General features: G+C 65.3%; 21 protein-coding genes. 14 read left to right on the plus strand and 7 right to left on the minus strand.

The features are described from left to right. The first annotated feature begins 67 nt into the window (after nt 1-67). The 3 genes from N2K95_RS04660 to N2K95_RS04670 all read left to right on the plus strand — a co-directional run bounded on the left by N2K95_RS04660 (nt 68) and on the right by N2K95_RS04670 (nt 3,961). A complete protein-coding gene (locus N2K95_RS04660) occupies nt 68-1,762 on the plus strand; it encodes a sugar transferase (RefSeq protein WP_260653126.1) in 1,695 nt (564 codons plus the stop codon). Between the two features lie 166 nt (nt 1,763-1,928). Next, nucleotides 1,929-3,236 (plus strand): glycosyltransferase family 4 protein, encoded by a 1,308-nt coding sequence (locus tag N2K95_RS04665; RefSeq protein WP_260653127.1) that lies wholly within the window; start codon nt 1,929-1,931, stop codon nt 3,234-3,236. Then, nucleotides 3,236-3,961 carry an LbetaH domain-containing protein gene (locus N2K95_RS04670; RefSeq protein ID WP_260653128.1) on the plus strand — a complete coding sequence of 242 codons (726 nt, stop codon included), beginning with the start codon at nt 3,236-3,238 and terminating at the stop codon, nt 3,959-3,961. Before N2K95_RS04665 ends, N2K95_RS04670 begins: the two co-directional genes overlap by 1 nt. 35 nt (nt 3,962-3,996) lie before the next feature. Here the strand turns inward: N2K95_RS04670 and N2K95_RS04675 are convergent, their stop codons facing one another. Continuing rightward, nucleotides 3,997-4,695, minus strand: a complete 699-nt coding sequence (locus N2K95_RS04675) for an SGNH/GDSL hydrolase family protein (RefSeq protein ID WP_260653129.1) — start codon at nt 4,693-4,695, stop codon at nt 3,997-3,999. Nucleotides 4,696-4,865: 170 nt separating this feature from the next. Between N2K95_RS04675 and N2K95_RS04680 the strand changes: the two genes are divergently transcribed. From N2K95_RS04680 to N2K95_RS04700, 5 genes are read left to right on the plus strand one after another with little or no spacing between them, the layout of a single operon-like run. Next, complete coding sequence (locus N2K95_RS04680) at nt 4,866-5,687, plus strand: glycosyltransferase family 2 protein (RefSeq protein ID WP_260653130.1); 822 nt, start codon at nt 4,866-4,868, stop codon at nt 5,685-5,687. Beyond that, nucleotides 5,680-6,903: a glycosyltransferase family 4 protein gene (locus N2K95_RS04685; RefSeq protein ID WP_260653131.1), complete on the plus strand. Its 1,224-nt coding sequence runs from the start codon at nt 5,680-5,682 to the stop codon at nt 6,901-6,903. Before N2K95_RS04680 ends, N2K95_RS04685 begins: the two co-directional genes overlap by 8 nt. Then, the gene (locus N2K95_RS04690; protein ID WP_260653132.1) at nt 6,900-8,357 is read left to right on the plus strand and encodes an O-antigen polysaccharide polymerase Wzy family protein; all 1,458 of its coding nucleotides are present in this window, start codon (nt 6,900-6,902) and stop codon (nt 8,355-8,357) included. Before N2K95_RS04685 ends, N2K95_RS04690 begins: the two co-directional genes overlap by 4 nt. Next, complete coding sequence (locus tag N2K95_RS04695) at nt 8,354-9,214, plus strand: CDP-alcohol phosphatidyltransferase family protein (protein WP_260653134.1); 861 nt, start codon at nt 8,354-8,356, stop codon at nt 9,212-9,214. The genes N2K95_RS04690 and N2K95_RS04695 overlap by 4 nt, the downstream gene beginning before the upstream one ends. Further along, nucleotides 9,215-10,450 (plus strand): MATE family efflux transporter, encoded by a 1,236-nt coding sequence (locus tag N2K95_RS04700; RefSeq protein WP_260653135.1) that lies wholly within the window; start codon nt 9,215-9,217, stop codon nt 10,448-10,450. Between the two features lie 135 nt (nt 10,451-10,585). Here the strand turns inward: N2K95_RS04700 and N2K95_RS04705 are convergent, their stop codons facing one another. From N2K95_RS04705 to N2K95_RS04715, 3 genes are all read right to left on the minus strand, one after another. Continuing rightward, a complete protein-coding gene (locus tag N2K95_RS04705; RefSeq protein ID WP_255793284.1) occupies nt 10,586-12,031 on the minus strand; it encodes a polysaccharide biosynthesis tyrosine autokinase in 1,446 nt (481 codons plus the stop codon). A 68-nt stretch (nt 12,032-12,099) separates the two neighbouring features. After that, nucleotides 12,100-12,837, minus strand: a complete 738-nt coding sequence (locus N2K95_RS04710) for a hypothetical protein (protein ID WP_260653136.1) — start codon at nt 12,835-12,837, stop codon at nt 12,100-12,102. Between the two features lie 63 nt (nt 12,838-12,900). Then, entirely contained in the window at nt 12,901-15,963 is a 3,063-nt protein-coding gene (locus N2K95_RS04715) for a CBM96 family carbohydrate-binding protein (RefSeq protein ID WP_260653137.1), read from the minus strand. 266 nt (nt 15,964-16,229) lie between these two features. Here N2K95_RS04715 and N2K95_RS04720 point away from each other — a divergent pair, with 266 nt between their 5' ends. After that, nucleotides 16,230-16,682: an adenylyltransferase/cytidyltransferase family protein gene (locus N2K95_RS04720; protein ID WP_260653138.1), complete on the plus strand. Its 453-nt coding sequence runs from the start codon at nt 16,230-16,232 to the stop codon at nt 16,680-16,682. Beyond that, entirely contained in the window at nt 16,679-18,160 is a 1,482-nt protein-coding gene (locus tag N2K95_RS04725; protein ID WP_260653139.1) for a glycerophosphodiester phosphodiesterase, read from the plus strand. Before N2K95_RS04720 ends, N2K95_RS04725 begins: the two co-directional genes overlap by 4 nt. On the opposite strand, the gene N2K95_RS04730 is transcribed toward N2K95_RS04725, so the two are convergent. Together N2K95_RS04730 and N2K95_RS04735 are read right to left on the minus strand one after the other, a co-directional pair. After that, complete coding sequence (locus tag N2K95_RS04730) at nt 18,153-18,632, minus strand: VanZ family protein (RefSeq protein WP_260653140.1); 480 nt, start codon at nt 18,630-18,632, stop codon at nt 18,153-18,155. The two genes, N2K95_RS04725 and N2K95_RS04730, sit on opposite strands and share 8 nt — an antisense overlap. Before the next feature lie 48 nt (nt 18,633-18,680). Further along, complete coding sequence (locus N2K95_RS04735) at nt 18,681-20,927, minus strand: LamG-like jellyroll fold domain-containing protein (RefSeq protein WP_260653141.1); 2,247 nt, start codon at nt 20,925-20,927, stop codon at nt 18,681-18,683. A 329-nt stretch (nt 20,928-21,256) separates the two neighbouring features. On the opposite strand from N2K95_RS04735, the gene N2K95_RS04740 reads away from it, so the two are divergent. The 4 genes from N2K95_RS04740 (at nt 21,257) to N2K95_RS04755 (ending at nt 25,219) form a co-directional block, all read left to right on the plus strand. Further along, nucleotides 21,257-22,573 carry a cysteine desulfurase gene (locus N2K95_RS04740; RefSeq protein ID WP_407080116.1) on the plus strand — a complete coding sequence of 439 codons (1,317 nt, stop codon included), beginning with the start codon at nt 21,257-21,259 and terminating at the stop codon, nt 22,571-22,573. After that, nucleotides 22,573-23,034, plus strand: a complete 462-nt coding sequence (gene sufU / locus N2K95_RS04745) for a Fe-S cluster assembly sulfur transfer protein SufU (RefSeq protein ID WP_260653142.1) — start codon at nt 22,573-22,575, stop codon at nt 23,032-23,034. Before N2K95_RS04740 ends, sufU begins: the two co-directional genes overlap by 1 nt. Nucleotides 23,035-23,199: 165 nt before the next feature. After that, complete coding sequence (gene gmd, locus N2K95_RS04750; RefSeq protein ID WP_260653143.1) at nt 23,200-24,228, plus strand: GDP-mannose 4,6-dehydratase; 1,029 nt, start codon at nt 23,200-23,202, stop codon at nt 24,226-24,228. A 1-nt stretch (nt 24,229) separates the two neighbouring features. Next, nucleotides 24,230-25,219 (plus strand): GDP-L-fucose synthase family protein, encoded by a 990-nt coding sequence (locus N2K95_RS04755; RefSeq protein WP_260653144.1) that lies wholly within the window; start codon nt 24,230-24,232, stop codon nt 25,217-25,219. Nucleotides 25,220-25,247: 28 nt separating this feature from the next. On the opposite strand, the gene N2K95_RS04760 is transcribed toward N2K95_RS04755, so the two are convergent. Next, on the minus strand, nt 25,248-26,561 hold the full coding sequence (locus N2K95_RS04760; protein ID WP_260653145.1) for a UDP-glucose dehydrogenase family protein: 1,314 nt from the start codon (nt 26,559-26,561) through the stop codon (nt 25,248-25,250). Nucleotides 26,562-26,606: the final 45 nt, after the last annotated feature.

The following is a 26,606-nucleotide window of genomic DNA, read 5'->3' on the forward strand; positions in this document are numbered from 1 at the left end:
AAACGGTCCTCCTAGATTGATGCCCGTTGGATAACTGTTGGTTTGGAAAAGGAAGCACGGTCTCGTTATGGGTGCTGATATTCACGCCCGGCTTCTGCCGGGTGGCTCGGCGTTGGATGCGTTCCCTCCGGCGGCCGGCGCCGACATTGACGGCATGCAGCTGACCACTGATCCCCGGCCCCTGACGGCCGGGCCGCTCCGGACACTTCCGGCTGAGGCGGATACGGTGACGGCCGATAGGCGCGTAGCCGCTCCGGCCGCACTGCCGGCGCAGTCCTTCGTCTTTCCCAGCTTCACCACCCGGCGGCCGTTCGCCAGGACCGGCCACCCCAGAAGTGCTGCTGTTGCCTGGAACCGTAAATACGCGCGGATCATCACCGCTGCGGATGCACTGGTGGTGTTCGCGGCGGCACTGGCCGGGCACCTGGTGTGGTTCGGCCTGGCGCCGGCACCGCTGAAGATCGGCTCATTCACCACCACGTACCTCGTCGTCTCCGCCGTGGTCGGCTGTGCCTGGATGCTGGCCCTGCACGTCTACCGCAGCCGCGATCCTCGAATCACCGGCATCGGAACCGACGAATACAAACGCGTCATCAACGCCAGCGTAGTCCTGCTGGGCAGCCTGGCACTGGCCACGGTGGTCTTCCAATTCGATGTGTCCAGAGGGTACTTCGGACTGGTTTTCCCCACCGGGGTCGGCGGCCTGATCTGCTCCCGGTGGCTTCTGCGCCAGTGGCTGCAGGCCCAGCGGCAACGTGGACGGTACCTCTCCAAAGTCGTGGTGCTGGGGCGCCCCCGGGACGTGCGGTATGTCGTCCACCAAATCAACGCCAAGTCCCGTGCCGCCTACCAGGTGGTGGGCGTGGTTTTGACGGGCAAGAAACGGGAATATCTCGACGTGGACGGGACGCGTCTGCCGGTGGTCGCCGACGAACGCAAAGTGGTTGACGCCGCGGCCCGGCTCCGTGTCGATGCCGTGATTGTTGCCGGCCCGACCAAAGGCGGAAGCCGTTACGTCCAGGAACTCGGCTGGGAGCTGGAAGAATCGTCGACCCAGCTGATCCTGACCACCGGCCTGACGAACGTGGCCGGACCGCGGATCCATTCCCGCCCGGTGGAGGGCCTGCCCCTGATGCATGTGGAGCTGCCCCAGTACGCGGGGGGCAAGCATGTCCTGAAGCGGGGACTGGACATTGTCCTCTCCGGTGCAGCCCTGGTGGCCCTGGTTCCCGTCTTTCTTCTTCTGGCCGTGCTGGTCCGCCGGGACAGCCCGGGACCGGCGCTTTTCCGGCAGGAGCGGGTGGGCCGCGGCGGAGAAGTCTTCGAGATGCTCAAGTTCCGGTCCATGGTGCAGACCGCCGAGGATGACCTGGCCGGCCTGCTGGACCGAAACGAGGGCTCGGGGGTGCTGTTCAAAATGCAGCAGGATCCCCGTGTCACCCGCGTGGGCCGCTGGATGCGGAAGTACTCCCTCGATGAACTGCCGCAGCTGTGGAACGTTTTCCTGGGCCATATGTCCCTGGTCGGCCCCCGCCCCCCGCTGCCCCGCGAAGTGGCCCAGTACGGCAACCGGGTGCACCGCCGCCTGTACATCAAGCCAGGGCTCACCGGCATGTGGCAGATCAACGGCCGGTCGGAACTCAACTGGAAAGACGGTGTCCGGCTGGATCTGTACTACGTCGAAAACTGGTCGCTTGCCGGCGACCTCATCATTCTCTGGCGCACGGTGCAGATGCTCCGCCGGCCAGTGGGCGCGTACTAGCAAGTTCCCTTCCGGCTTCGGCTGGTCTCACCACTAAGAAAGCGGAAACCATGAAGAACACAGTAGACGCCGGTGATGGCCGGGGGCCCTCTATCTCCCCGCACAGCGGACCGGAGCGGACCTGCACGAGGTTGACGGACCAGGTTCCAGAGCAAAGGGCTTAGCTATGCGTATCCAGATGCATGATTTTTCCGGTCATCTCTTCCCAGCTGAACTGTCGCGTGAACTGGTGGCCCGTGGGCACTTCGTGGACCACGTGTATTCGACCCAGTACGCCAGCGGGAAAGGGACGCTGGAACGGACAGCGGATGATTCGGAAAGGCTCAGGTTTTCACCGCTGACCGCTGAGCAGCCGTTCCAGAAGTACAGCCCGCTGGGGCGGGTCCGTTTCGAACGGTCCTATGCAGCGGTGTGGCAGGAACACGTCCGGGCTACTGCACCTGACTGCGTTGTGGCCTGCAACATGCCGTTGTTCGCCCTGGACGCCTTCCGGCGGACCGCCGCCCGCCGGAAACAGCCCTGGCTGCTCTGGCACCAGGACCTCTTCAGCAACGCCATTTCCGAGGAGCTCAGCCGGCGGCTGCCCGGGCCGGCTGCCCTTGGCGGCCGTGACCTGGTGCGCCGCATGGAGGCGGGGGTGGTGCGCTCAGCCACGCAGGTGGTGGCGATCGGTGAGGAGTTCCGCCAGGCCTACCGGCTCTGGGGATTGACCACGGACCACGTAACGGTGATCCCGAACTGGGCGCCGCTGGATGAGATCACGCCGCGTCCACGGGAAAACGCCTGGTCGGCACAGCATCTGCCGGCCGGGGAGGAACTGCGGCTGCTGTACGCAGGAACCCTGGGCCGTAAGCATAATCCGTTGCTGTTGGCCGGGCTGCTGCGGTCGGCGCTGGCCGCAGGTCTGCCTGCACGGCTGATCGTGGCCTCGGAAGGGGACGGGATCGAGATGCTGCGGGAGGACCTTTGCCGGGAACCACAGCTTCCGGTCACGCTGCTGCCGTTCCAGCCGGCAGCAGAGTTGCCGGATATGTTGGGGTCAGCTGACGTTTTGGTAACCATCCTGGAGCCCGGGGCCTCCCGCTTCTCCATTCCCAGCAAGGTCCTCTCTTCCCTCGCTGCCGGCCGGCCGGTGCTGGGACTGATGCCCGAAGACAACCCTGCTGCCGCTGACATCCGGGCTGCAGACGGGTTTGTGGGTCCGCCCACTGACTTCGGGATCGCCGGAGGCGTGGGATGGCTGCGCCGGTTGCACCGGGATCCGGCGGCTGCCCAGGCGGTGGGAGATAAGGGGCGTGCCCTGGCGGAGACCAGGTTTGGCATCGGGCCCATCACTGACCGCTTCGAAGCGGTGCTGCGGACCACGGTTCCCGGGATTCCGGAGCCGGAGGGGCAGCCGGAGGCCGGTGCCGCGCCTCGGCTTCGCCCCGCTCATGCTGCCTCTCCGCGGGGCTTTTTGCGGAAGGTGTCCTGATGCTTCGGCACGAGCTGCCCCCGGGGTCCCCTGAGGACAGTTCGCGGCAGCAGGACGGCCAGGGGCCGGAGGACAACGGGGGAACCCGGCCGCCGCGTCGTCATCCTCCGGTGATTGATCTTTCCCAAGCGCCCGGGACAGGTGAATCATGGGGCCGGCCACGGGCAGTGGTGTACCTCTGGTCCGCCTGCGAACTGCTGTTCGTGTCGAACCCGTGGCAGATCAGTTCGCGCCTGCGCGTAGCGGTGCTCCGGGCGTTCGGTGCAGAGATCGCCGACGGCGTCATCTTCCGTCCGCAGACACGAGTGAAGTTCCCCTGGAAACTGCACATCGGAGAACGCAGCTGGATCGGCGACGGCGTTTGGTTCCACAACCAGGACCACATATATGTGGGCGCTGACGTCGTGATTTCCCAGGAAACGTTCCTCACCACGGGCAGTCACCGCGTGCGCAGCGACATGGGACTGATTACCAGTCCCATCCGGATTGGTGACGGTGCCTGGATCACCTCCCGCTGCATCGTGCTCGGCGGCGCCAGGATCGGCGAATCCGCGGTTGTGCAGCCGATGACAACGGTCAAAGGTGTCGTGGGCGCCAACCGTGTGTTCGGAACGCCGCTGCCGCCGGTGGAACTGGGCGACCGGTTCGCTCCGGAGAAAGAGCCCCGCGAAGCTGATGTCCGGACAGCCGATGCCGATGAAGCCGAGCCTCGGGAGCGGGCATGAACGGGGCGGGGAGGAACGGCCGGGAGCATCCGTGCCTACGGAGCAGGCTCCTCAATGATGTCCTCGAGGAGAGGGAAGATCTTCGAGGCGAGGTAGGCATGGCCCTCATCCGTGGGATGGATCCCGTCCGCGCCGATCAGCCCGTCTTCGGAACCGGCAAACCAGCCCTCGGCAAGGGCATCAATGTAGACGACATTCCCATCGGACGCGGCCCGGGCCATCGCCTCATTGTTGGCGGAGATGAAGTCAGGAACGTCGGCGTCCACCCACACGGGTCCGACAACAACAACCTTCGCCTCGGGAGCAATGTTCTGGATGTCGGAGTAGAGCGACTGTGCAGCGTCGTACATCGTGGTGTCGTCCTGCCGGCCGTCGTTGCGGCTGCCGAAGACCAGCACCACATCAGCGGTGGGGCGCAGCCGGAGCGTGGCGGCCTCCCGGAAAACCAAGTCGGTGGTGCCGCGGGCCAGATAGCCGGATCCCGGCTGGGCAATCACATTCAGCTCGACGCGGGAGCCCTGGTCATAGAAGCGGGTGCCGACCACCTTGGTCCAGTTGGCGGCACCGTTGCCGCCCTCGGCGGAGCCGCCCACATAGGAGTCACCCAGGATATCGATCTGGGGAACCTTCTCCGCGGGTTGTGTCGTGCGGGCAGGGCCAGGAGCGCCGTTCGCCTCCTGCGACTGGGACATCGCGTAAAAAGTCAGCAACCCGGCGGCGATGACGAGGCCCATGAACCCAAGGATCTGGGGCCACCGGCGGATGGAATGTGAAGTTCGGCGATTATCGCGTCGAGTTGGCATTCCTAAATATTAGCCGAGCGGCGTCTCCGGATAAATGCTTATCGCAAACAACATAATACTTATTTCAGGGGGGAAACTACGTGAACAAAATACCTGTTACCGTGTTGATTCAAACCAAAAACGAGGAAAGGGGAATTGTTACCTGCCTAGCCGGTCTCAAAGAATTTGACGAGGTTATTGTTGTTGATTCCAACAGCACCGACCGCACCGCTGAGCTGGCCAAGGAAGCCGGCGCTTCGGTCATCAACTTCACATGGGACGGCAGATTCCCGCAGAAAAAGCAGTGGATGATCACACAGGTGGACACCCGGAACGAGTGGTTGCTCGTCATGGACGCAGATGAGTTTCCCACGCCGGAACTGGCCGCCGAACTCCGGTCCATAGCCGAAGACCCTGCCGAAGTCCGGGTGGCGTTTGACGTGCCGGTGGCCTATCACTTTGCGGGTGCGGAGCTGAAGCACGGACACCGCGTGGTGAAGCGGACTTTCCTCCGGCAGGGGATGAACTCCTACCCCAACATCGATCTGCTGCATTTTCCCGGTATCGGCGAACAGGAAGCGCACTACCAGCCGGAAGCGCACGGTCCCGTGGGAAGGACCACCGGCAAACTGGCCCACAATGACCTGGATCCGGTCCGGACATGGTTTGACCGGCACAACCTCTATTCGGATTGGGAAGCCTCAATCCGCACCCATGCCGAAACCCGGGGCAGCGTCCGCGCGTCCAAGACCAGCCAGGGGCGCCGGTTCGATGCGCTCCCGCTGAAACCGCTGGTGTTCTTTCTTTACAGCTATGTGCTGCGCCGGGGGTTCCTGGACGGCAGGCCAGGGTTCGACTATGCGCTGGGCCTGTCCATGTACTACTGGCAGATTGGGCTGAAATCGCGGGAACTGCAGCGGGAGCAGACGGCGGACCATGGATAACACAGCAGATACTCAGCACCGCCGCCTCAGCATCCTGCAGGTCGGGGGACTGGCAGGCCCGGGTGCGGCCGCGGGAGGAGTCTGGGCGGTTGCCCGGACCCAGAGGGCAGCCCTGGCGGGACTTGGCGAAACCGTCGAACTGGTGGGCGGCTGGCTGGGCAGGGTACCGAAGACCGATAACACTGCGAACGGCGAGGACCCGGTGACGCTGTTCCGGGTTCGGCGGCCGTTCCCCGGCGCCCGCCTGCGCGGACTGGTGAGTCTGCGCCTTCCCCGTTACGTGGCGGCACGCGCCGCATCATCGGACGTGGTCCAGGTTCATTTGTGCCGCGATTTCATCACCACCGCGGCTACGGTGCTGCTGAGCCGGGGAAACACTCCGGTCATTGCACAGTCCCACGGGATGCTGGTTCCCTCGCGCTCGCTGCCGGTGCGGATCTACGACACCGCCATCACGCGGTGGCTGGTCCGCATTCCGCGGCTCTGGCTGACGCTGACTGAGGATGAGGAACGCGGCCTGCAACAACTGGGCGTCGATTCTGTGCGGATGCGCCGGGTGGTTAATGCAACGGTTGCCTCCGACCACATGTGGTCGGATCCCGAGCAGCAGGTGTTCCTGTTCGCTGCGCGGCTGGCTCCCCGGAAACAGCCCGCGGTGTTTGTCCAGGCGGCTCTGGAAGCGCTCGACCGTGGACTGGACGCGCACTTTATCCTTGCCGGCCCTGACCAGGGGGAGGCCGCCCGGGTTCGGGCCATGATCGCCGCCTCGGCACATGCGGAACGATTCGAGGTGTCAGGGGAACTGACTCCGGCGCAGGTGCAGAGCGCCATGGCCGCCTGCACGGCGTATGTCCTGCCGGCCTTAAACGAGCCGTATCCCATGTCGGTAATCGAGGCAGCGGCTGCGGGAACACCGCTGATCGTGACTTCCGAATGCGGTCTTGCGGATGACCTCTATGAGGGTGATGCTGCAGTGCTGGCGGAGCCGACAGCAGATGCCTTCTGCCGGGCCATGCTGAATGTCGGCGCTGACCCGGACCGCCGGATTGAGCTGGGAGCAAACGCGCGCCGGGTGCATCAGCGGCTGTGGTCTGCTGAACGGCTGGCCGAGGAGCTCCGCAAACTCTGTTTGGAGGCTCTCGAAGAGACGGCCGGAAGTAGTTGGGAAACCATCAAGCCTGCCGAACCCGTCCAGCAGAACGGAGGCCGGCTATGAGGACCAATCAGCTAGGACGTCGGCCTGCCCCCGTTTCCGACGGCCCCGGGGCTGACACGCGTCCCGGCGTACGCACCGCCGTCGCGCTTGTGGCCTTTCTGCTTTTCGCCGTGGTCTTTCCGTTGGAGATCCGGGATGCCGGAGCCGTCTATTTCACCGACGCCGACTTCCTGATCCGCTATGCCGTGGCGCTCTATGCGGCCGTGAAGCTTGCACTGCTGCTGTGGCACAGCGACATACGCCCCATGGCAGCGGTGTTTTGGATTTTCGTCTACACCGGCATGGGACTTGCACCGTTGGCGCAGCTGACCACCGGCCGTTCCACAGCCGTGGCCGTGCAGGTGGACGACGTTGCACTGACAACAACCAGCCTGCTCACACTGGTGGGATGCGTCTGTTTTGACGCCGCCTACCACCTGAGGCTGCGCAAGCACGGACGCGAACCGCAGCTGCGGTTCCGGACGCTGCGCAGCATGGACGTGCTGCGCATTTTCTCGGTAGCGGCAGTGGTGGCCGCACTGGTTTACGTCGTCCAGGCAGGCGGCCTGTCGGTCTTCTTCCTCAGCCGCCAGGAAGCAGGCCATGCGCTGGATGAAATCAGCCCTGACAGCGGGCATGCCCTGCGCGCCATCATTTCCTCTGCCGGGTCAGTCGGCTGCCTTACGGCGCTGATCTTCTACCTGCATGTCTGGCGCACCCGCGACCGCGCACTGGCTGCAGTGGACGGTCTCCTTATGGCGGCGCTTCTGGCGATGAACATTGTGGTCAACAATCCCGTATCGAATTCCCGTTACTGGACGCTCGCGGTGCTCTTTGGCCTGATGCTGCCCCTGATCCGCGGGCGGAAGAACTTGTTCAACGCTGCGGTGGTCGGGGGAGTCATAGCGTCCATCGTCATTTTTCCCTTGTCGGACATTACCCGCCGTGCGGGCGGACAGGGGACGCCGGTGAACCTCGACTCGGTCTGGATCGTTATTGCCACTAAGGATTACGACCAGTTCACCATGCTCGCCAACACCTTGGCCTATACCGATAACAACGGCTTCTCTTGGGGCCTGCAAGCCCTGGGGCCGCTCCTGTTCTGGGTGCCGCGCGTCATCTGGGCCAATAAACCGCTGGACACCGGCGTTGAGGTGGGCCAATGGATGAACAGCGTCAACCTCAACCTTTCGGCACCGCTGTGGGCCGAAGCCTGGATCAACTTCGGGCTGCCGGGCCTGATCCTGGTGTTCGCCGCGCTGGGCATGCTGTCACGGCGCCTGGACTCGGGGTTCAGGGCAGAAATCCTGAGCAAGGGTGCGGTCGGATACCTGGGCATTTCCATTCTCGCCGGGTACCTGTTCATTCTCCTGCGCGGGTCGCTGCTGCAGTCCATGGGCCGGCTCATGATCCTGGTACTTTCGGTCGCGATCCTGACCGCCGTCACAAACCGCCGAGAAAGGCTCCAGCCATGAGTCAAACCCTCCCGCAGACTCGGGCCACCTTTCGTGAGTCGTTCAACCAGCTGAAGCAGGCACAGAAAACCCGCAAGGGAGCCCCGCTGTACCTGCTGTACGTCAACCGACCGGCGGGCCGGGCCGTGGCAGCGGCCCTAAGGCACACGAGGCTGACGCCCAACCATGTCACCCTGGCCGGTGCGGTGTGTACCTACGGCTCGCTGGTTTGGCTAGCCTTCGGAGCCGCGGCCAACCTATCGTCGGCACTGGTGGGAGCGCTGCTGGTGGTGGGATACATCCTTGATTCGGCCGACGGACAGCTGGCGCGTCTGCAGGGCACCAGTTCCGCCTTCGGCGAGTGGCTCGACCATGCACTGGACAACGGCCGGATTACGGTCATGCACGTGGCTGCCTTTTGCTTCCTCGCGCGCACCACCGACTACGACCACATTCAGCTGGCCGCCGTGTGTGGACTGTTTTTGCTCTCCAGCTCCTGCATTTTCTTCGGCGGTGCCCTGCTGGATCAGCTGCGCAAGAATCCCCGTGCGCCGAGGGGTGCTGATGCACGGCCTTCGGGGACCGCCGCTGCACCGTCGATGCCTGCTGCCGCGTTTGCCGCAGCCGCAGGCGGGGACACGAACCGGGACTCTGGCCGGGCGGAAAACCGCCGCGCAAACCGGGCTGACAACCGCCGGATGCTGATGCGGTCAGCTGTAACCCTGCCGGTGGATTACGGCATGACCTGCCTGGCGTTTCTGCTGCTGCCCTGGCCCCGGGTGTTCCTGGCGGCCTATCTGGTGCTGGCGGCAGCACACGTGCTGATGGCCGCGGCGTTCCTGCCGAAATGGCGTTCCGAGCTCCTGGCGCTGGGTTAGGTGGGGGGATTCCGCCGGCTGGTCACCTTCGCGGACCAGGGCGTTTCCAGTGTTTCCAATTTTGTGGCGGTGGCGGTGGCAGCCAATGTGGCAGGTGCCTCCGAGTTTGGCCAGTTTTCACTGGCCTATGCCGGCCTGCTGTTGTTTCTGGGGGGCCAGCGGGCCCTGGTGGGGGAGACCCTGCTGGTGCGGTATTCCCAAACCGGCAAACTGACCCGGGATGTTGCCTCGGCCAGCCTGGGGGCCACCCTGCTGGTGGCGTTGCCTGCCGTCATGCTCCTGCTGGCCGGGGCGGTCCTCTCCGGTGCAGAGAACTCCCTCGTATGGCTGGTGATGGCGGCGGCGTCGCCGTTTGTGCTGCTGCAGGACAGCATCCGATACCTGTTCATCTGCCAGGGGCGGCCGGCGCTGGCACTCCTGATCGACGGACTCTGGGCGGGAGGGTCCATCAGTGCGATGCTGTTGGCTGCTCAGTCCGGCAGCGCGCTGTGGGTAGTCCTGGCGTGGTGGGGTGCAGGTGCTGCCGCCGCGCTCGCGGCCGGTCTCATCATTGCCCGCAGCGTCCCGGCTGTTCCTGCCGGCGTCCGCTGGCTGCTGCTCAACAGGGACTTTGCTTTCCGCTACCTTGCTGAATTTGCAGCGCTCAATGCCTCCACGTTTGGTGTGCTGTATTTTCTCGTGTTTCCGCTGGGTGCGGCGGGGGTGGGGGCGCTTAGGGCAGCGCAACTGCTCTTTTCTCCCTTGAACACGGTGTTCAGTGCGATCAAGACAGCCGTTATTCCCGAGCTGGTCCGGACTCGGGGAACCGGTGCGTTCCGCAGCAGGCTGCTCGAGACCTTCGTTCTTGTACTAGTCCTGTGTGTGGGGTGGGGCGCGGCCGTTCTGATGCTGCCGGCATCCGCCGGCGAGTTTGTGCTGGGGGAGACCTGGCACAATGCCTCAGAGCTGCGCTGGCCGTACGCGGTTCAGTACCTGGCCATGGTCCCGTATACGGTTCTTCTCGCTTACTTCCGGGCCGTCCAGGTCAACCGGCTGTCCACGCTGATGCGCGGGGTTCTGGCTGTCCTGACTCTTGTCCTGCCGCTGGCCCTGGCCCTGGGCGGATCTGCCGCCGCCTCGGCGTGGGGCTTCACCGGTGCGGTCGCTATTGCTGCGGTATGCGGGCTGGTTGCGGTACGCGTGGCCCGAGTCCGTTCCGCGCGGCCTGCGGCGGGCGCTCTCGAACCTGTGGATTAGCCGCGGACAGGAAAAGCCTTCCGGGTGGTGCGCTTCTGAAGCTGCACACCACCCGGAAGGCTTTTGTTGTTCCCCGTTGTCCGGGACGGCTTCCAGAACGGACCCGACCCGTAGCGAGCCGGGTCCTTGCCCGGGTTATCCCTTGCTCAGTGCCCTGCTGTTCTGGCTGTCCCGGACAATCGCGGCTTCTGCTTCGGCCACGGGAGAGGCCGGACCGCCGTCGTTGTCGCGGATGACGGGCAGCGGCGTGACGCCGTAATCGGAGAGGTAGGCGGAGTTGGCATCCGGGCCGGACCGCGGAATGCGGTTGAGGACCGCTCCCACCACATTCGCGTTCACCAGGCTTAGCTGCTCCACAGCCTTGGAGAGGTTGTGCTGGCTGACCCGGGTTGCTCCCACGACCAGCAGGATGCCGTCGGTGTGGCGGGTGAGGATCGCGGTATCGGCCACCGGCAGCACCGGCGGAGCATCCAGAATCACCGTGTCGTATTCGGCTTCGAGTTCTTTGACCAGTTTCTGCATGGCATCGGAGCCGAGCAGCTCGGTGGGATTCGGCGGCAGCGGTCCGGAAGTCAGCACCGACAGGCCGCCGGTGCCCCAGTGCTGGGTTGCCTCAGCCAGGCTGGTGCGCCCGATCAGCACGGTGGTTAGGCCAACGCTGCCTTCCAAGCCGGTGGCACTGGACACCGAAGGAAGCCGCAGATCGGCGTCGACCAGGATTACCCGCTGCCCGCTTTGCGCGATGCTCAGGGCCAGGTTCAGGGCCACGGTACTCTTGCCCTCACCCGCCTGCGAAGACGTGATCACCAGCGACTTCATCTGCTGGCTGACGGCTGCAAACTCCAGATTGGTCCGCAGTTGCCGGAAGGCCTCGGTTCCCGCGCCACCCAGGATGGTCGGGCGGCTGGTGTGCCGCGTGGATTCGGTAATCCCGCCGAGCAGCGGCAGGTCGGTGGACTTGCGCAGATCGGCCTCCGTGCGCACATGGCGGTCCAGGACATGGCGGAGGATCGCCACAACCAGCCCGAGGGCGAGGCCGTACAACAGCCCCAACGCCAGGTTCAACGGTGTCTTGGGACTGGAAGCGGACGACGGCGGCTGGGCCGTGTCTACCGACGTGAGGCGCATGGGGGAGGGCAGTCCGTTGGTGGGCCGCTCCAGATCAGCAACTGAGGTGATCAGGCTGGCCACCACGCCGTTGGCGATATCCGCCGCACGCTGGGGTGAGGAATCCACCGCCTGGATCTCGATTAGGACGGTGTTGCGGGAGGTCCCTGCCTTGACCTTGGTGGCCAGCTCCTGGGGCGTCATGTCCAAATCAAGGTTCTCAATGACCGGGTTCAGGACCTGGGGCATGCTGACCAGCTCCACGTAGGACCCGACCCGGTTCAGGGAGAAGACGCTGCCCTGCTGGAGTTCGGCGGAGGTTTCAACATTCTGGGTGGAGACAAACAGGTTGCTAGTGGCGGTATAGGTTTTGGGCATCAGTACGGAAATAGCTCCGGCGCTGATCAACCCGATGAGTGCAAATGAGACTATGAGCATCCAATTGCGGCGAAGGATGAGTATTTGTTCGCGCATATCCATTGGTTACCCCTTCCCGTGGATAGGCAGATGATGGAAACAGAAAAAGAAGCTGCAGGTGGACGTCATGAACGGAACCACGTGTAGCACTGGTCCGATTCCACACGTGCAGCGTCAGCGCCGATAGTGACCGGAGCGGACCCGTCGTGAGACCCGAGGAGTTCCCCGGAGCCGGTGTAGACCGTGATGAGACAGCCCTCGGGCTGCCCGTAGGCCCGGTAGATCCCGGGCGCAATCGAGGGTTGCTCGCCGTGGGGCGCAGCCTCTCCCACCGAGAAGACTCCATCGGGGAAGCCCAGCTTGGCCGCGTCCAGGACGGGCAGGAGCTCAGGGCACAGTGCGGCGACGGCGTCGGCGGTGTCCTGCGCCGGGCTCATGATGAGCTCGCTGAGGACCGACTCTTCGTCAATCGCCCTGGCGCTGAGCAGCTGATCGCAGCGTTCCTGGCCAACCTGCAGTACAGCGTTGGGATCACCGCCTTCGGGCACCTTGTCCTGAAGGTACTGCTCCTGCTCCGCCTCGAATGTCGGTTCCGGTGCCGGCTGGGGCGACTGCACCACGGCATCGGGCGCCGTCCCGGTCCCCTCGGCAGCGGACGTTTCGGGCGCGCTGGTCGGAACAGCGGTTCTGCTGCTTCCCGGTGCAGCCGACGACGACGGCGCGCCGGATGAAGCGGACGATAACGGTGAAGCTGACGGCGGCGCTGCTTCGGGTGAGCTGTCGGGGGAACTGCATCCTGTTGCCATACCCAGCATCGGCAACAGCAGCATTCCCAGGAGTGGTGGCTTGAGACCGGTTTTCATGGAGTGTGCCTTCTATCGAATGAACTAGCAGAAAAGAGTGCTGCCCCCTTGCAGGGGCACGGGTTAGGGGCCGAAGACCAGTGTCAGGACCGGCCGGCGGCTGGAGGACGCTTCCTTTGTGTAAAACCAGGCATTGTCGGTGCCTGCGCCGGTAATCGCCAGGTCAACGGACTCGGACAGTGCGGCTGAGACAGCTGCGGGATCCAGGTCCACGGAGTAGGCGGTGTTCGTCGCCGTCGGCGAGACGGTGCCCAGCACCGCGCTGCCCAACGCCGGCCGGGTGTTGTAGGTGGTGCCCGCTTCCGTCCAAGCCCCGGTAACCGTTTGGACACTGTGCCGGTCAACGGAATTGCTGAGGGGATCGGAGGTCGTGTACACCCGCAGGCTGGCCGAAATCAGTCGCATTCCTGCCGGCACGGCGGTGCCGGGAGTAAACCTCAGGTACGAGGTATAGGCCTGCGAGCCACGTGAAGCCATGGATGCAGACGTTCCATAAGCCGCATTGGGAGCACTCTGGTTCACATAGGTGTCTGCGGTCGGGGACAGGGACAGGGTCACCGGTTCGGCCGGAGGAGCGCCGGCGACAGCGGCGCTCGCCTCGTCGGACGCCGCGCCGGCATTCCCGGCGGCATCGATGGCCACCACCCGGTAGTAGTAGGTTCCCGGTTCCAGATCCGCATCACTGTAGGAGAGCGCCGAACCGGGGGAGGTGGTCAGCAGGCTGCTGTCCGACGGCGTGAAACCCCTCGTCACCGACCGGTGGATCCGGTACCCGGTGACGCCCACATTGTCGGTGGCTGCATTCCAAGTGAGCGTGGCCGTGGTGCTGCTGACCGTGGCCGACGCACCGGACACGCCGCTGGGTGCGGTGGTGTCGGGAGCCGGTTCCGGCTCAGCGGGACTTCCCCCGCCTGCGGTGTAGTGCTCGGTTACCTGGGCGGTGCTGAGGGCCACGGGGTAGGCCGCGAATTCGTCGATGGACCCGGCCAGGTAATTGCTGGTGGGCCGTTCGGGCCAGTTGTTCAGGCTGTCGCCGCCCACCCGCCAGGAGCCGGTGTAGGTTTGTGCGGCGGCTGTCGGACTGGTGGCCACGGCAATGCCGTCCACGTACAGCGTGAACCCCGAAGCGGTCTGGACTGCCGTTGCGTGGTGCCACGCGTTGTCGTTGTAGGCCTTGGCGGTGCTGACGCTGACCGGGGTGTTGGCCGCATTGAGGACACCGTAGGCCAGTGTCCCGCCGGTGGTCATATACAGGTGGCGGTCCACGATCCCGCTGGAGTTCCGGTCGCCGTGGCGATTGGGCTGGCCGGAAGCGAAACCGAAGATCTTGCCGCCGCGCACCGTGTCGGTTTTGAACCAGACCTCGGCGGTGTAGGTGGTGGGAGCAGCGTACCGCTGCTGTCCGGAGACCTGGTCGTCGACACCGTCAAACACGCCTGCCGTGCTGCCGGGTACGGCACCATCGGTGCCGGCCAGGAGGGGACCGCCGTAGGCAATGCCCCGGTTGTTGCCCGTGGAGGTGTCTGCCGGAGCGGTGGCGCGGCTGTCGTCGAGCCGCCAGTATGTGGAGGCACCGTCACGGAGCACCGAAGCAGGGTAGGGCTGGGTGGCCGTGGCAGTGGTGACGGAAACCTGCGCGGAGAGGGCGCTTGTGCTGGAGCCGTCGCCTGCCCGCACCCGGTAGGAGTAGGCAGTGCCCGGCACCGCCGTGCGGTCGGTGAAGGACAGCTGGGGTGTGTTGAACCAGGTGGAGTTGCCGGTCACGGTGCCGAGTGCGGTGCTACTGCCGTTGCGGTAGATGCTGTAGGTGAGGGCGGAGTCGTCATTGTCCACGCTTTGGGTCCAGCGGATCTGGTTCTGGCCGGCGGCGAAGCTGACTGCGCTGACGTTGGCCGGCGTGCCGGGAGCGGCGGATGCCGGCCCGGGACCGAAGCGGGTCAGGCTCTGCTGGGCGGTGCCGTTGGTGGTGGTGAATTCACCGGCAACCCACAGGACATCGCCGCTGCCCGTGCCGGTGGTCTCCAGTGCCCGCGGGCCCAGGGCTTCCCCGGTGCCGTCATTGGTGTCGGGGCTCCAGCCGAGGAACGGGTACGGATCGTTGATGTCCTGGGCGGAGAGGTGCTTGCGGGTGCCGTCGGGGAAGCCATCCATGCTGGAGCAGTCGTGGACGTGGTGCCCGGAGTAGAGCACGTCCTTGTAGGGCAGCACCGCCTGGGTGGCGCCCTGGCAGGTGTCTTTCCAGATCTGCTCGTAATTGTTGTCCAGGGAAAGCCGGGCCCGGCCGTCGAAGGACCTTGATCCCAGGCCCTCACCGGCGACGTAGAAGCTGGTGCCGTCGCTCGTCACGTCCTTGATCACGGCCGTGGCGGGGATGTAGCTGGCTGAGGGATACGTGCGAACATTGGCACCGGAGGCCTTGTCCACCACGGCCATCGCCCGCGATTCGGCGCCGTTGACCGTGCTGAAGTCCCCGGAAACCAGAACCACGTTCCTGCCCGCCGGGACGTCGAGGGCACGGCCCACGCCGTCAGCCGCGGGCGCCCACGGAAGCAGGCTGCCCGTGGTGCCAACGGCTGCGAAGCGGTTGCGGGCGGTGCCGTTGACAGTGGTGAAGTCGCCGCCGAAGTAAACGGCGTCGGCGGTGGCGGCGACGGTCCGCACCGTGCTGTTCACCGTGCCGGGCCGGAAGGAGGTGTCCACCGTGCAGTTCGGAAGGTTGATGGCGGCCAGCCGGTTCGCGGCGACGCCGTTGACCGTGGTGAAATTTCCGCCCACGTAAAGCCTGCGGCCATCGGGGGAAACATCCATGGCCCGCACCGTGGCGCCCGTTCCGCCGGTGAAGGACAGTGCGCATGAGGTGGGTGTGCCCGTGTAGGCATCAAAGGCTGCGAAGTTGACTGCTGCCCGGGACTGGCTGTTGCCGGCCGCGGTGCCGGGGGGCCGCACCTGGGTGAAGGTGCCGCCGACGTACATCACGCCGTTGGCCTCCGCCATGGCCCACGCAATGCCGTTCGTCTGCCAGGTGGGGAGCGCGGCGGCGGAGAAAGCCACGCCCGGGGACAGAGCGGTGGCCGGAGCGGCAACGCCAATCAAGGTCGCTGCTGCCACAGCCGCAACCGAAAACATTGCCGCAATCTTTTTATGCACGGCATACCGCCTCAAGAAGTGGGGACGGGCCCGCGGCCCGAAACTGTTTGGAAGCGTAGCTCCGGGATTCTGCGTGTCACACGGTGGCGTTTACGCGAATCGGCGCCGTGAATACCCGTGCTTCGGGTGCCTTTACTCGTGTTTGTCAGGGCCCTACGTGATTGTCCCCAATTCGCTTTACTGGTCCCGAAAATAATCCAAAGATGAATTGATATTTAGCGGACCATATCTGGGGGTAGTACAAAATGACAGTTCGGATTGGCTATGCCTCGGGCGTTTATGATCTCTTTCACGTAGGCCATCTGAATTTGTTGAAGCATGCCCGCAGCCAATGCGACTATCTGATCGCAGGCGTCGCCTCCACTGACATGACCCAGCGGCTCAAGGGAACCACTCCGGTGATCCCCCTTGCCGAGCGGCTGGAGATCGTGCGCAGTGTCCGCTATGTCGACGACGTGGTGATTGATGAGCACCTGAATAAGGCCGACACATGGCGTGAAGTGGGATTCAACGTGTTTTTCAAGGGCGACGACTGGCGGGGCACCGAAAAAGGCGACCGCCTGGAACGCGACATGGCTCAAATAGGAGTGCAGGTGGTGTATTTCCCCTACACAGTGACCACCTCATCCACCGTGCTGCGCCGTGCTCTGACCCTCCTGGAGGGCGGCCGCACCGGGGACGCAGCCCTGAAAGCATGAACTCCCGGCGCGCTTTCGGGCAGCCGCTGCGCCCGGCCTCCGGGCTGTCCCGCCGTGAAATGCTGGTCCTGGGCGCCGCGGGGCTTGCCCTGGCCGGCTGCACCGGAAGGGCTGATGCGGACGGCGAGGCGACCGGCACGCCCGAGCCGGAACCGGTCCACACCATCGAGTCCATGCTGGCTGCTGCCCCGTTCCTGGTGGCCCACCGTGGATCCTGGGACAACTGGCCCGAGCACACCATGACGGCTTACCGCGAGTCGGTCAACGCCGGCGCCGTGGCCCTTGAGATCTCAGTCAGCGCCACCTCGGACGGAAAGCTGATCTGCCACCATGACCTCAGCACGGAACGCACCACCGGCCGCAATCTGGTGATCAAGGACTCCACCTATGCCGAGGTGTCAGAGCTGGTGGTTGACGCCCGTGCCTGGCTGGGTCCCAAGGCGGGGACGGAGAAAATTCCGCTGCTCAAGGATGTTCTTGATGCCTTTGCCGCCACCCATGTGCTCTTCATCGATGACAAGCAGGGCACCAACGCCACAGCTTTGCTGGACCTGATGGACACCTATCCGGAGTCGCGCAGCCACTTCATCTGGAAGCAGTCAGCGGAAGCAGCGCAGATCGATGCGGTGTCCGAGCGCGGGTACTCCAGCTGGGGGTACTTCACTGTGGAACAGCTGGATCTCGTACCGGAACTGGCCGACAAGTTCACCTACCTGGGCGTCCATCATTCGGCTTCCGACGCCGCACTGGCGGAGGTAGTGTCCACCGGTAAGCCTGTCATCTGCTGGGAGGTGCACACCCGGGAGCTCCGCGACCGGCTGCTGGCGCTGGGCGTGTCCGGGCTGATGTGCGCGAATCTTCCGTATCTGTCCACTGACGAGCCGATGGCGACGTCCGACAGCTTCGGCGACGGGATCCGGGCAGCCGGCGACCTGCCGTGGATGGTCAGCCAGGGGTGGGGCTTCCAGCCCGAACTGAAGACTTCCGGGACCCTGCTTATGTCCGCCGCAGCCAACAGCAGCTACCGGATGGGTTCGCTGGGGCCGCTGCGGCAGCAGATCTACAGTATCCAGTTCGACATGCGCTGGCCGGACGCGCTGCCTGCCGATGACGCACTGCACGCCGGCATCGCCTTCGGCCAGGACGACGACCGCCCATACCGGGTCCTGATACCCAGCGACGTGGGCGGCTACCACCTGGTGGTGCGGCTCACCGGGGAAATGACGCTGCTGCTGCGCAGCCCGGGCGAGTCCGGCGGGCTCCGCTTGGGCACTGTGGATACACAGCCGGTCAAGGTCGGGGAGTGGATGTCGTTCAAGATCGATATTGACCCGGACAGTATCCGCTACTCGCGGCTCGACGGCGCGGGCTGGGCGGGCAGCACCTCAAACCGCAAGTACCGCGGAGGCTATTTCAGCCTGGCCCGCAATTATTCGGAGGACTGCCCGGTGGAATTCCGCGGTGTGAAGGTCATCTAGTCCGACCCCGCCGTGTGCCTGCACGCAGGCCCCGGCCGGTCGCGGCCACCGCTACGCCCAGCAGTGCACCCACGCCGTTGTTCAGCACGTCCTGAAGATTGCCCTGCCGCAGGGGCAGGAACAGTTCCTGGAACACTTCGGCGCCCGCAGCCGTGCCCAGGCACAGCAGCAGCGCCAGCCACCAACGCCGTGGGGGCAGCAGGAGCGCGGCCAGAAGTCCCAGCGGGACAAAGAGCAGCACATTGGCAGCTGCTTCCGCGGCAGCGTAGTCCACCCAGCCCGGGAGCCCGTACTCCTGCAGCCGGCGGATGGCGCGCAGCACCTTCCCGTAGACGGGCCGGTCCACTGGCCCCGGGGTCAGGAGGATGCCGCCCATGCAGGCCAGGACCACCGCGGCAGCCAACCCGAGCACCGCGCGCCGGACCGATCGGCCGCGGCTGCCCTGTGCAGGGGGCGGACTGCACGTGGCCATGCGCCGGCTACCCAAGTCGGCGCCCCCGGGAAATCCTTCCGGCACGGACTACCTGCGTCCCTGCTGGTTGTGGGCGGCAACCTGGGCGGCGGTCAGGGCCGTGGGATAGACAGCAAATTCGTCAATGGCGCCCTTGAAATGCCGGCTGGTGGGAGCATTGGGCCAGCTGGACGGGATTGAATCTCCGCCGATCCGCCAGGATCCCAGACTGACCGTGTTCGCGGAAACCGTATTGGAGGCAACCTTCACACCGTCGACATACAGGACCATTCCGGCCGGGCCCTGGGTGGCCACCACATGGTGCCATGCGTCGTCGTTATACCTGGCGGGCGAGGTGACAACCACCCGGGTGCCGGACCAGGTGCCGAACACGAGGTTGCCGGCGTCGTTCATGTAAACGTGGCGGTCATAGACGCTGCTGTAGCCGAGGAAGGTTCCGTTGCGGCGGGGCTGCGCATTGCCGAAACCCAGGATCTTCCCGCCGGTGGTGGTGTCGGTCTTGAACCAGGCCTCGGCGCTGAACACCGTCGGGGCGCTGACGCGCTGCTGGCCGTAGATCATGTCGTCGACGCCGTCGAAACTGGCCGCCCGGTTGTTGTCGCTGCGCAGGGCTCCGACGGATCCCGAGGGTTTCGCCCCGAGGTTGGGCAGGCCCATCTTGTTGCCGTTGGAGGAATCGGCTGCCGCTGCCAGGGAGTCACCCAGCCGCCAGTAGGTGGTGGCGCCGTCGGCCCGGACCAGGGCTGGATACGCGGCGGCCGAGGTAGCCGTGGTGATCTGCACCTGCGCGGACAGGGCACCGCTGCGGCCGCTGGGATCGGTTGCCTGCACGCGGTAGGTGTAGGCAGTGCCCGGCACCGCAGTGGTGTCGGTGAAGGAGGCCTGCGGCAGGTCCCACCAGCGCGACGACGAGTTGACGGTGGCCAGCGGAGTGGCGGACCCGTTGCGGTAGACCCGATAGGTGAGCTCGGAATCGTCAGGGTCGGAGGTGGACTGCCACCGGATGGTGTTCTGGCCGGAGGCCCGCGACTCTGCGCTGACAAACTGCGGCACGCCGGGACCCGCGGTGCCGGGGCCGGGACCGAACCTGGTCAGGCTCTGCTGCGCGGCGCCGTTGACGGTGGTGAATTCCCCGCCGGTCCACAGGATGTCCCTGCCGCTTCCGGCGCTGGTGTGCGCCAGGGTGCGCGGGCCGATTTTTTCACCTTGGCCGTCATTGGTGATCGGATTCCACTGGTACATGGGCGAGGGCCCGTTGATGCTCTGTGCGCTTAGGTGCACCCGTGGTCCGTCGGGAAACGAGTTCATGCTGGAGCAATCGTGGGCGTGGTGTGCCGCGTAGAGGGTCGTGCCGTAGACGGCGACGGCCTGCGTGGCACCGAGGCAGGTGTCCCGCCAGACCTGGTTGTAGGTGGTGAGGTCCAGCCGGGCGCGGCCGTCAAACACCCCGCCGCCGGTGCCCTCATTGCCGATGTAGAAACTGGTGGCGTCGGAGTCGATGGACTTTACCGTGGAGGTTTTTGGAATAAAGAAGTTGGGGTACGTGCGGATGTTGCCGCCCGTGGTGTTGTTCAGGACCGCCAGGGCCTTGGAATCGGCACCGTTCATGGTGAGGAAATCCCCGCCGGCCAGCACGATGTTCCGTCCGGCCGGGACGTGCAGCGCCCGCACCGGCTGGTCGGCCGACGGCGCCCAGGGCAGCAGTGTGCCGGTGGTGCTCACGGCGGCCAGCCTGTTCCGCGCCGCACTCCCCACCGTTTTGAAGTCCCCGCCGAAGTACACTGCGGAGGCCGTTGCCTCGATGGCACGGACGGTCGTGTTGACCGCCGCCGGCTTGAAGTTGGTGTTCACGGTGCAGGAGGGCAGGTTCACGGCTGCGAGCTTGGTGGTTCCCACGCCGTTCACTGCTGTGAAACTTCCCCCGATGTACAGCGTCCTGCCGTCAGGGGAAACGTCCAGGGCCCGCACCGTGGCGCTGCCCCCGGTGACCGAAAGGGAGCAGCCGGCCGGGTTCCCGGTATAGGCATCAAGAGCGGCAAAGTTCACGGCGCTCACGGACCCGGCACCGCCGGCGGCGACTTTGGGCGGGCGGATGGCGGTGAACGTGCCTCCGACATACATGACCCCGTTGGACTCGGCCATTGCCCAGACAATGCCGTTGGTCTGCCAGGTGGGCAGGTCCGAGGCGGCGAACGACACTCCGGGGGAGAGGGCGGACGACGGAGCGGCCACCCCGATCAGAGTGCCGGCCGCGAGTATGGTTCCGGTGAGGATGGCAATGAGTTTTCTGCGCACGATGATCAGACCCCTGGCTTGTGTTTCCCCCGGTACGCCTCGTTGAGACGTCCCCCCCCTGACGCCCGCTGCAGGACGTTTCCCCACCGGAATGTAGTGCCTGCGGCTGCACCCCGGAATGCGTACCGGTACGCGCATTCCCCGGACCGCCTACGTAGTGCTGCAGGATCCTGACCTGGGGAGCGGGCGGTGCCGGGATGAGGAGAACTAAGGCCCGGCTCAGATGCGCTCCGAGGGCGGCAATGGGATGATTAGCAAAGAGTTCCGTTGCGTAATGGTGCAGATCACCCTGATGCGCACATCCGACGGCCAGCCAAGGAGATTTTTCCGTGCCTGTGGTTTCCACGCCCGATACCCTCCGGCCCGCTCACGGGCCCATGGACAACGCCGAAGTGCTGCGCATCCGCAACGACTTCCCCATCCTGAACCAGCAGGTCAACGGCAGGCCCCTGGTCTACCTCGATTCGGGTGCCACGTCCCAGAACCCGCTGAGTGTCATTGAAGCCGAGCAGGAGTTCTACGAGCAGCGGAATTCCGCCGTCCACCGCGGCGCCCACACCCTTGCCGTTGCGGCGACCGAGGTGTACGAGGATGCGCGGGCCAAGGTAGCCGGGTTCGTGGGCGCGGGCCCCACTGAGATTGTCTGGACCTCCAACGCCACCGAGGCACTGAACCTGGTGGCCTACGCCTTCTCCAACGCCGCCGTCGGCCGCGGCGGGGAAGCGGCCCGCCGCTTTGCGCTGGGTGAAGGCGACGAAATCGTGGTGACGGAAATGGAGCACCACGCCAACCTGATTCCGTGGCAGGAACTGGCGGCGCGCACCGGAGCGACTCTGCGGTTCATTCCCGTGGACGACGACGGCGCGCTGCGGCTGGAGGAGGCCGAACGCATCATTACCGGGCGCACCCGGATCGTGGCGTTCACCCACGCCTCCAACGTGCTCGGAACCATCAACCCGGTTCGGGCACTGGTCGACATGGCGCACCGGCAGGGGGCGCTGGTGGTGCTGGACGCCTGCCAGTCCGTGCCGCACCTGCCCGTGGATGTGAAGGCCCTGGACGTGGACTTCGCCGCGTTCTCCGGGCACAAGATGCTTGGCCCCACCGGCATCGGCGCCCTCTACGGCCGGGCCGAACTGCTGGACGCGATGCCCACCTTCCTGACCGGCGGCTCCATGATCACCACCGTGACCATGGACAGGGCCGAATACCTGCCCGCGCCGCAGCGCTTCGAAGCCGGAACCCAGCGCATTTCCCAGGCCATGGCCCTGGGCACTGCCGTCGATTACCTGCACGAAACCGGGATGGACCGCATCCACGCCTGGGAAACCACGCTCGGCCAGCGGCTGGTGCGGGGACTGGAGCAGATCGACGGAATCCGCGTCCTGGGCCCGAAGGCCGGTGAGGAGCGGATCGGCCTGGCGGCGTTCGACGTTGACGGCGTCCACTCCCATGACGTGGGGCAGTTCCTGGACGACCAGGGGATCGCGGTGCGGGTGGGCCACCACTGTGCGCAGCCGCTGCACCGCCGGCTCGGTCTGGTCTCCACCACCCGCGCCAGCACCTACCTCTACAACACCACCGACGACGTCGATGCGTTCCTTGCCGCGGTTGCCGGCGTCCGTCCCTTCTTTGGAGTGAAGTAATGAGCTCGGACCTGCAGCAGCTCTACCAGCAGATCATCCTGGAACACGCCAAGCGCCGCCGCGGCGACGGACTGGTCGAGGCCCCGGCCGGGGCTGCAGCGGGGGAGTCCCACCAGCTCAACCCCACGTGCGGAGACGAGATCACGCTGCGCGCCGTCGTCGACGGTTCCACTGTGGACGGCATCAGCTGGGAGGGGCAGGGCTGCTCGATTTCGATGGCGTCGGCGTCGGTGCTGACCGAGATGGCGGCAGGCATGGAGCGGCGTCAGGTGTCCGACCTGGTGGAGGAGTTCCGGACGCTGATGCGTTCCCGGGGCAGCATCGAGCCGGACGAGGAAGTCCTCGGCGACGCCGCGGCCTTCGCGGGCGTGGCCCGCTACCCGGCGCGGGTCAAGTGCGCCATGCTCGCCTGGGTTGCCTTGGAAGAGGCACTGGCGGACGCGGTACCGGCCGCCTCATAGGAGGAATCCCCGGGCGGACCCTAGGTGACGTTGAGGCCGGCTGTAGGTAATGAGCAGGGCAGGGCGGGTAGCTAACACTCTTACGTGACGGCCAGGGCTGGGATTGGCTTCGTGTATCTCGCCGCCCACCATCGGGGGAGCGGCACAGCTACTCGGGGGGATATTGTGCCTAAGCGCGCGGTCATTTCAGGTATCACGGGGCAGGACGGCTCGTACCTTGCGGAACTTCTGCTGAAGAAGGGGTATGAGGTACACGGGCTCATCCGTCGGGCCTCCACGTTCAATACCGCCCGGGTGGACCACCTCTACGTGGATCCGCACGACCCCGAGGCAAAGCTCTTTCTGCACTACGGGGACCTCAGCGACGGGTCGCGCCTGGTGACGCTGCTGGCCAGCCTGCGGCCGGACGAAGTCTACAACCTGGCCGCGCAGTCCCACGTCCGGGTCTCGTTCGACGAGCCCGAGCACACGGCCGACACCACCGGCATGGGTACCGTGCGGCTCCTTGAAGCCGTGCGGCTCGCGGGAATCGACACCAGGTTCTACCAGGCGTCATCGTCGGAGATGTTCGGCGCTACTCCACCGCCGCAGAACGAGGACACTCCGTTCTATCCCCGGTCGCCCTACGGCGCCGCGAAGGTTTACAGCTACTGGATCACGAGAAACTACCGTGAGGCCTATGGCATGTTCGCGGTGAACGGAATTCTTTTCAACCACGAATCCCCGCGCCGCGGCGAAACGTTCGTCACCCGCAAAATCACGCGGGCCGTAGCCGCCATTAAGGCCGGGCAACAGCAGGATCTTTACATGGGCAATCTGGACGCTATTCGTGACTGGGGCTACGCCGCTGAATACGTGGAGGGCATGTGGCGCATGCTGCAGGCCGACGAGCCCGAGGATTTCGTGCTGGCCACCGGCGGCAACTACACCGTCCGGGATTTCCTCACCATCGCCTTCGAACATGCCGGCCTCAACTGGGAAGAGCACGTGAAGTTCGACGAACGGTACCTCCGCCCCACGGAAGTCGACGCACTCGTTGGCGATGCGTCCAAGGCACAGGAGCAGCTCGGGTGGAAAGCGACTATCCACACTCCCGATCTCGCCCGTCTCATGGTGGACGCCGATACCGAAATACTCAAGCACTCGGGCCGCAGCTGGATCGATACCGTGAACCTCGATTCCTGGAATGACTGACATGGCTGAGAGCTTTACGGCAGACAGTACGGGCTTCAAGCCGGGCGTCCTGGACCGCGCCGCACCCTTCTATGTTGCTGGACACCGCGGCCTCGTCGGCTCGGCTATCTGGCGCAGACTCGAATCCGCCGGTTTCACGGATCTTAGAGGCCGGACTTCCAGCGAACTGGATCTGAAGGACCGCGCAGCCGTCTTCTCATACTTCGCCGAGGTCAACCCCCGGTACGTGGTCCTGGCGGCAGCAAAAGTGGGCGGAATCCTCGCCAACAACACGTACCCGGTGGACTTCCTGACCGAGAACCTGCAGATCCAGATCAATGTGCTGGACGCCGCCCGCGAACAGGGAGTGGAGCGCCTCCTGTTCCTGGGCTCATCCTGCATCTACCCCAGGCTTGCACAGCAGCCCATTTCCGAGGATTCGCTTCTCACGGGGCATCTCGAGCCGACCAACGACGCCTATGCGATTGCCAAGATCGCCGGCATCATGCACGTTCAGGCCGTCAGGCGGCAATACGGGCTGCCGTGGATTTCGGCGATGCCTACCAACCTTTACGGCCCGGGGGACAATTTTTCGTCAGAAGGATCCCACGTTCTTCCGGCGCTCATCCGCCGCTATGACGAGGCCGCACGGCAGGGTTTGGGCAGCGTGACCAACTGGGGAACAGGGGCGCCCCGGCGGGAATTCCTGCATGTGGACGATATGGCAGCTGCCTGTCTTCACCTGCTGGAGCACTATGACGGACCGCAGCAGGTGAACGTAGGAACGGGGTCAGACGTCACCATCAAGGAACTCGCCGAACTAGTCGCCGAGGCCGTGGGCTACAACGGAGCCATGGAGTGGGATACCTCGAAACCCGACGGCACCCCGCAAAAGCTGCTGGATGTTTCCAAATTGACCGATGCCGGCTGGACCGCACAGATCCCCTTGAACGAGGGAATCCGGGACACGGTGTCCTGGTACCGGAACAATTTGGCCGCGCTGCGCGGTTAGATCCGGTACGCGCTTCCTGCCACTGCGGCTAGGGCCGGCCCATGCTCCGGTAGTTCCATCCGGCTGCCCGCCAGGCTGCGGGATCCAGGACGTTGCGGCCGTCGATGATGTTCCGGTCCGCGACGAGGGCGCCGGTGGCCTCCGGGTCGAGGGACCGGTATTCCTTCCACTCGGTCAGGAGTACCACGGCATGGGCTCCCAGCAGGGCGTTCTCCGTGACCAGCTCGTAGTTCAGTTCGGGGAAGCGGCCCTTGGCGTTCTGCAGTGCCTCGGGGTCGGTTACGGTCACGGTGGCGCCCTGGAGCTGCAGCTGCGCGGCGGCGCTGAGTGCGGGGGAGTCCCGGACGTCGTCGCTCTCCGGCTTGAATGCCGCGCCCAGGATGGTGACCCGCTTGCCCAGCAGGGAACCGCCGCAGATTTCGCGGGTCATTTCCACCACCTTGGAGCGGCGGCGCATGTTGATGGCGTCCACCTCGCGGAGGAAGGTCAGCGCCTGGTCTGCTCCCAGTTCCCCGGCGCGGGCCATGAAGGCGCGGATGTCCTTGGGCAGGCAGCCGCCGCCGAAGCCGACGCCGGCGTTGAGGAAGCTGCGTCCGATGCGCTCGTCCATGCCGATGGCGTCCGCGAGGGCAGTGACGTCTGCTCCGGAGGCCTCGCAGACCTCCGCCATGGCGTTGATGAAGCTGATCTTGGTGGCGAGGAAGGAGTTCGCGGCGGTCTTGACCAGTTCCGCCGTGGCGTAGTCCACCACCATGCGCGGGGTTCCGGTGGAGAGGGGAGCGGCATAGACCTCGTCCAGGGCGGCGACGGCGGCCGCCGCGGCAGCATTGTCCGGCACACCGTAGACAAAGCGGTCGGGGGAGAGGGTGTCCTGCACGGCGTGGCCTTCGCGCAGGAACTCAGGGTTCCAGACGAGGACGGCGCCGGGGGCGTCGTCGGTCAGCTGGTCGGCCAGGCGCGCAGCGGTGCCCACCGGGACGGTGGACTTGCCCACCACTACGTTGCCGGAAACCAGATACGGCGCCAGACCGGCGAAGGCGGCGTCCACGTACCGCAGGTCCGCTGCGTATTCACCCTTCCGCTGGGGTGTGCCGACGCAGACAAAGTGGACGTCGGCGCCGGCAGCGCGAGCCATCTCAGTGCTGAACTCCAGGCGTCCGCTGGTGAGCCCTTCGGCAAGCAGATCAGGCAGGCGCGGTTCAAAGAACGGTGCCCGCCCGGCCGCGAGGTCCCCGATCCTGGCGGTGTCGACGTCGATCCCCACAACGTCATGCCCCAGCTTGGCCATGGAAACCGCGTGAACGGCGCCCAGGTAGCCGCAGCCAATAACGGAAATACGCACTGTTCCCCTATGTTCATCGCGGTTATTCGGGCCGCAACAACCTTA

The sequence above is a fragment of the Arthrobacter zhaoxinii genome (assembly GCF_025244925.1).
Taxonomy (GTDB): Bacteria; Actinomycetota; Actinomycetes; order Actinomycetales; family Micrococcaceae; genus Arthrobacter_B; species Arthrobacter_B zhaoxinii.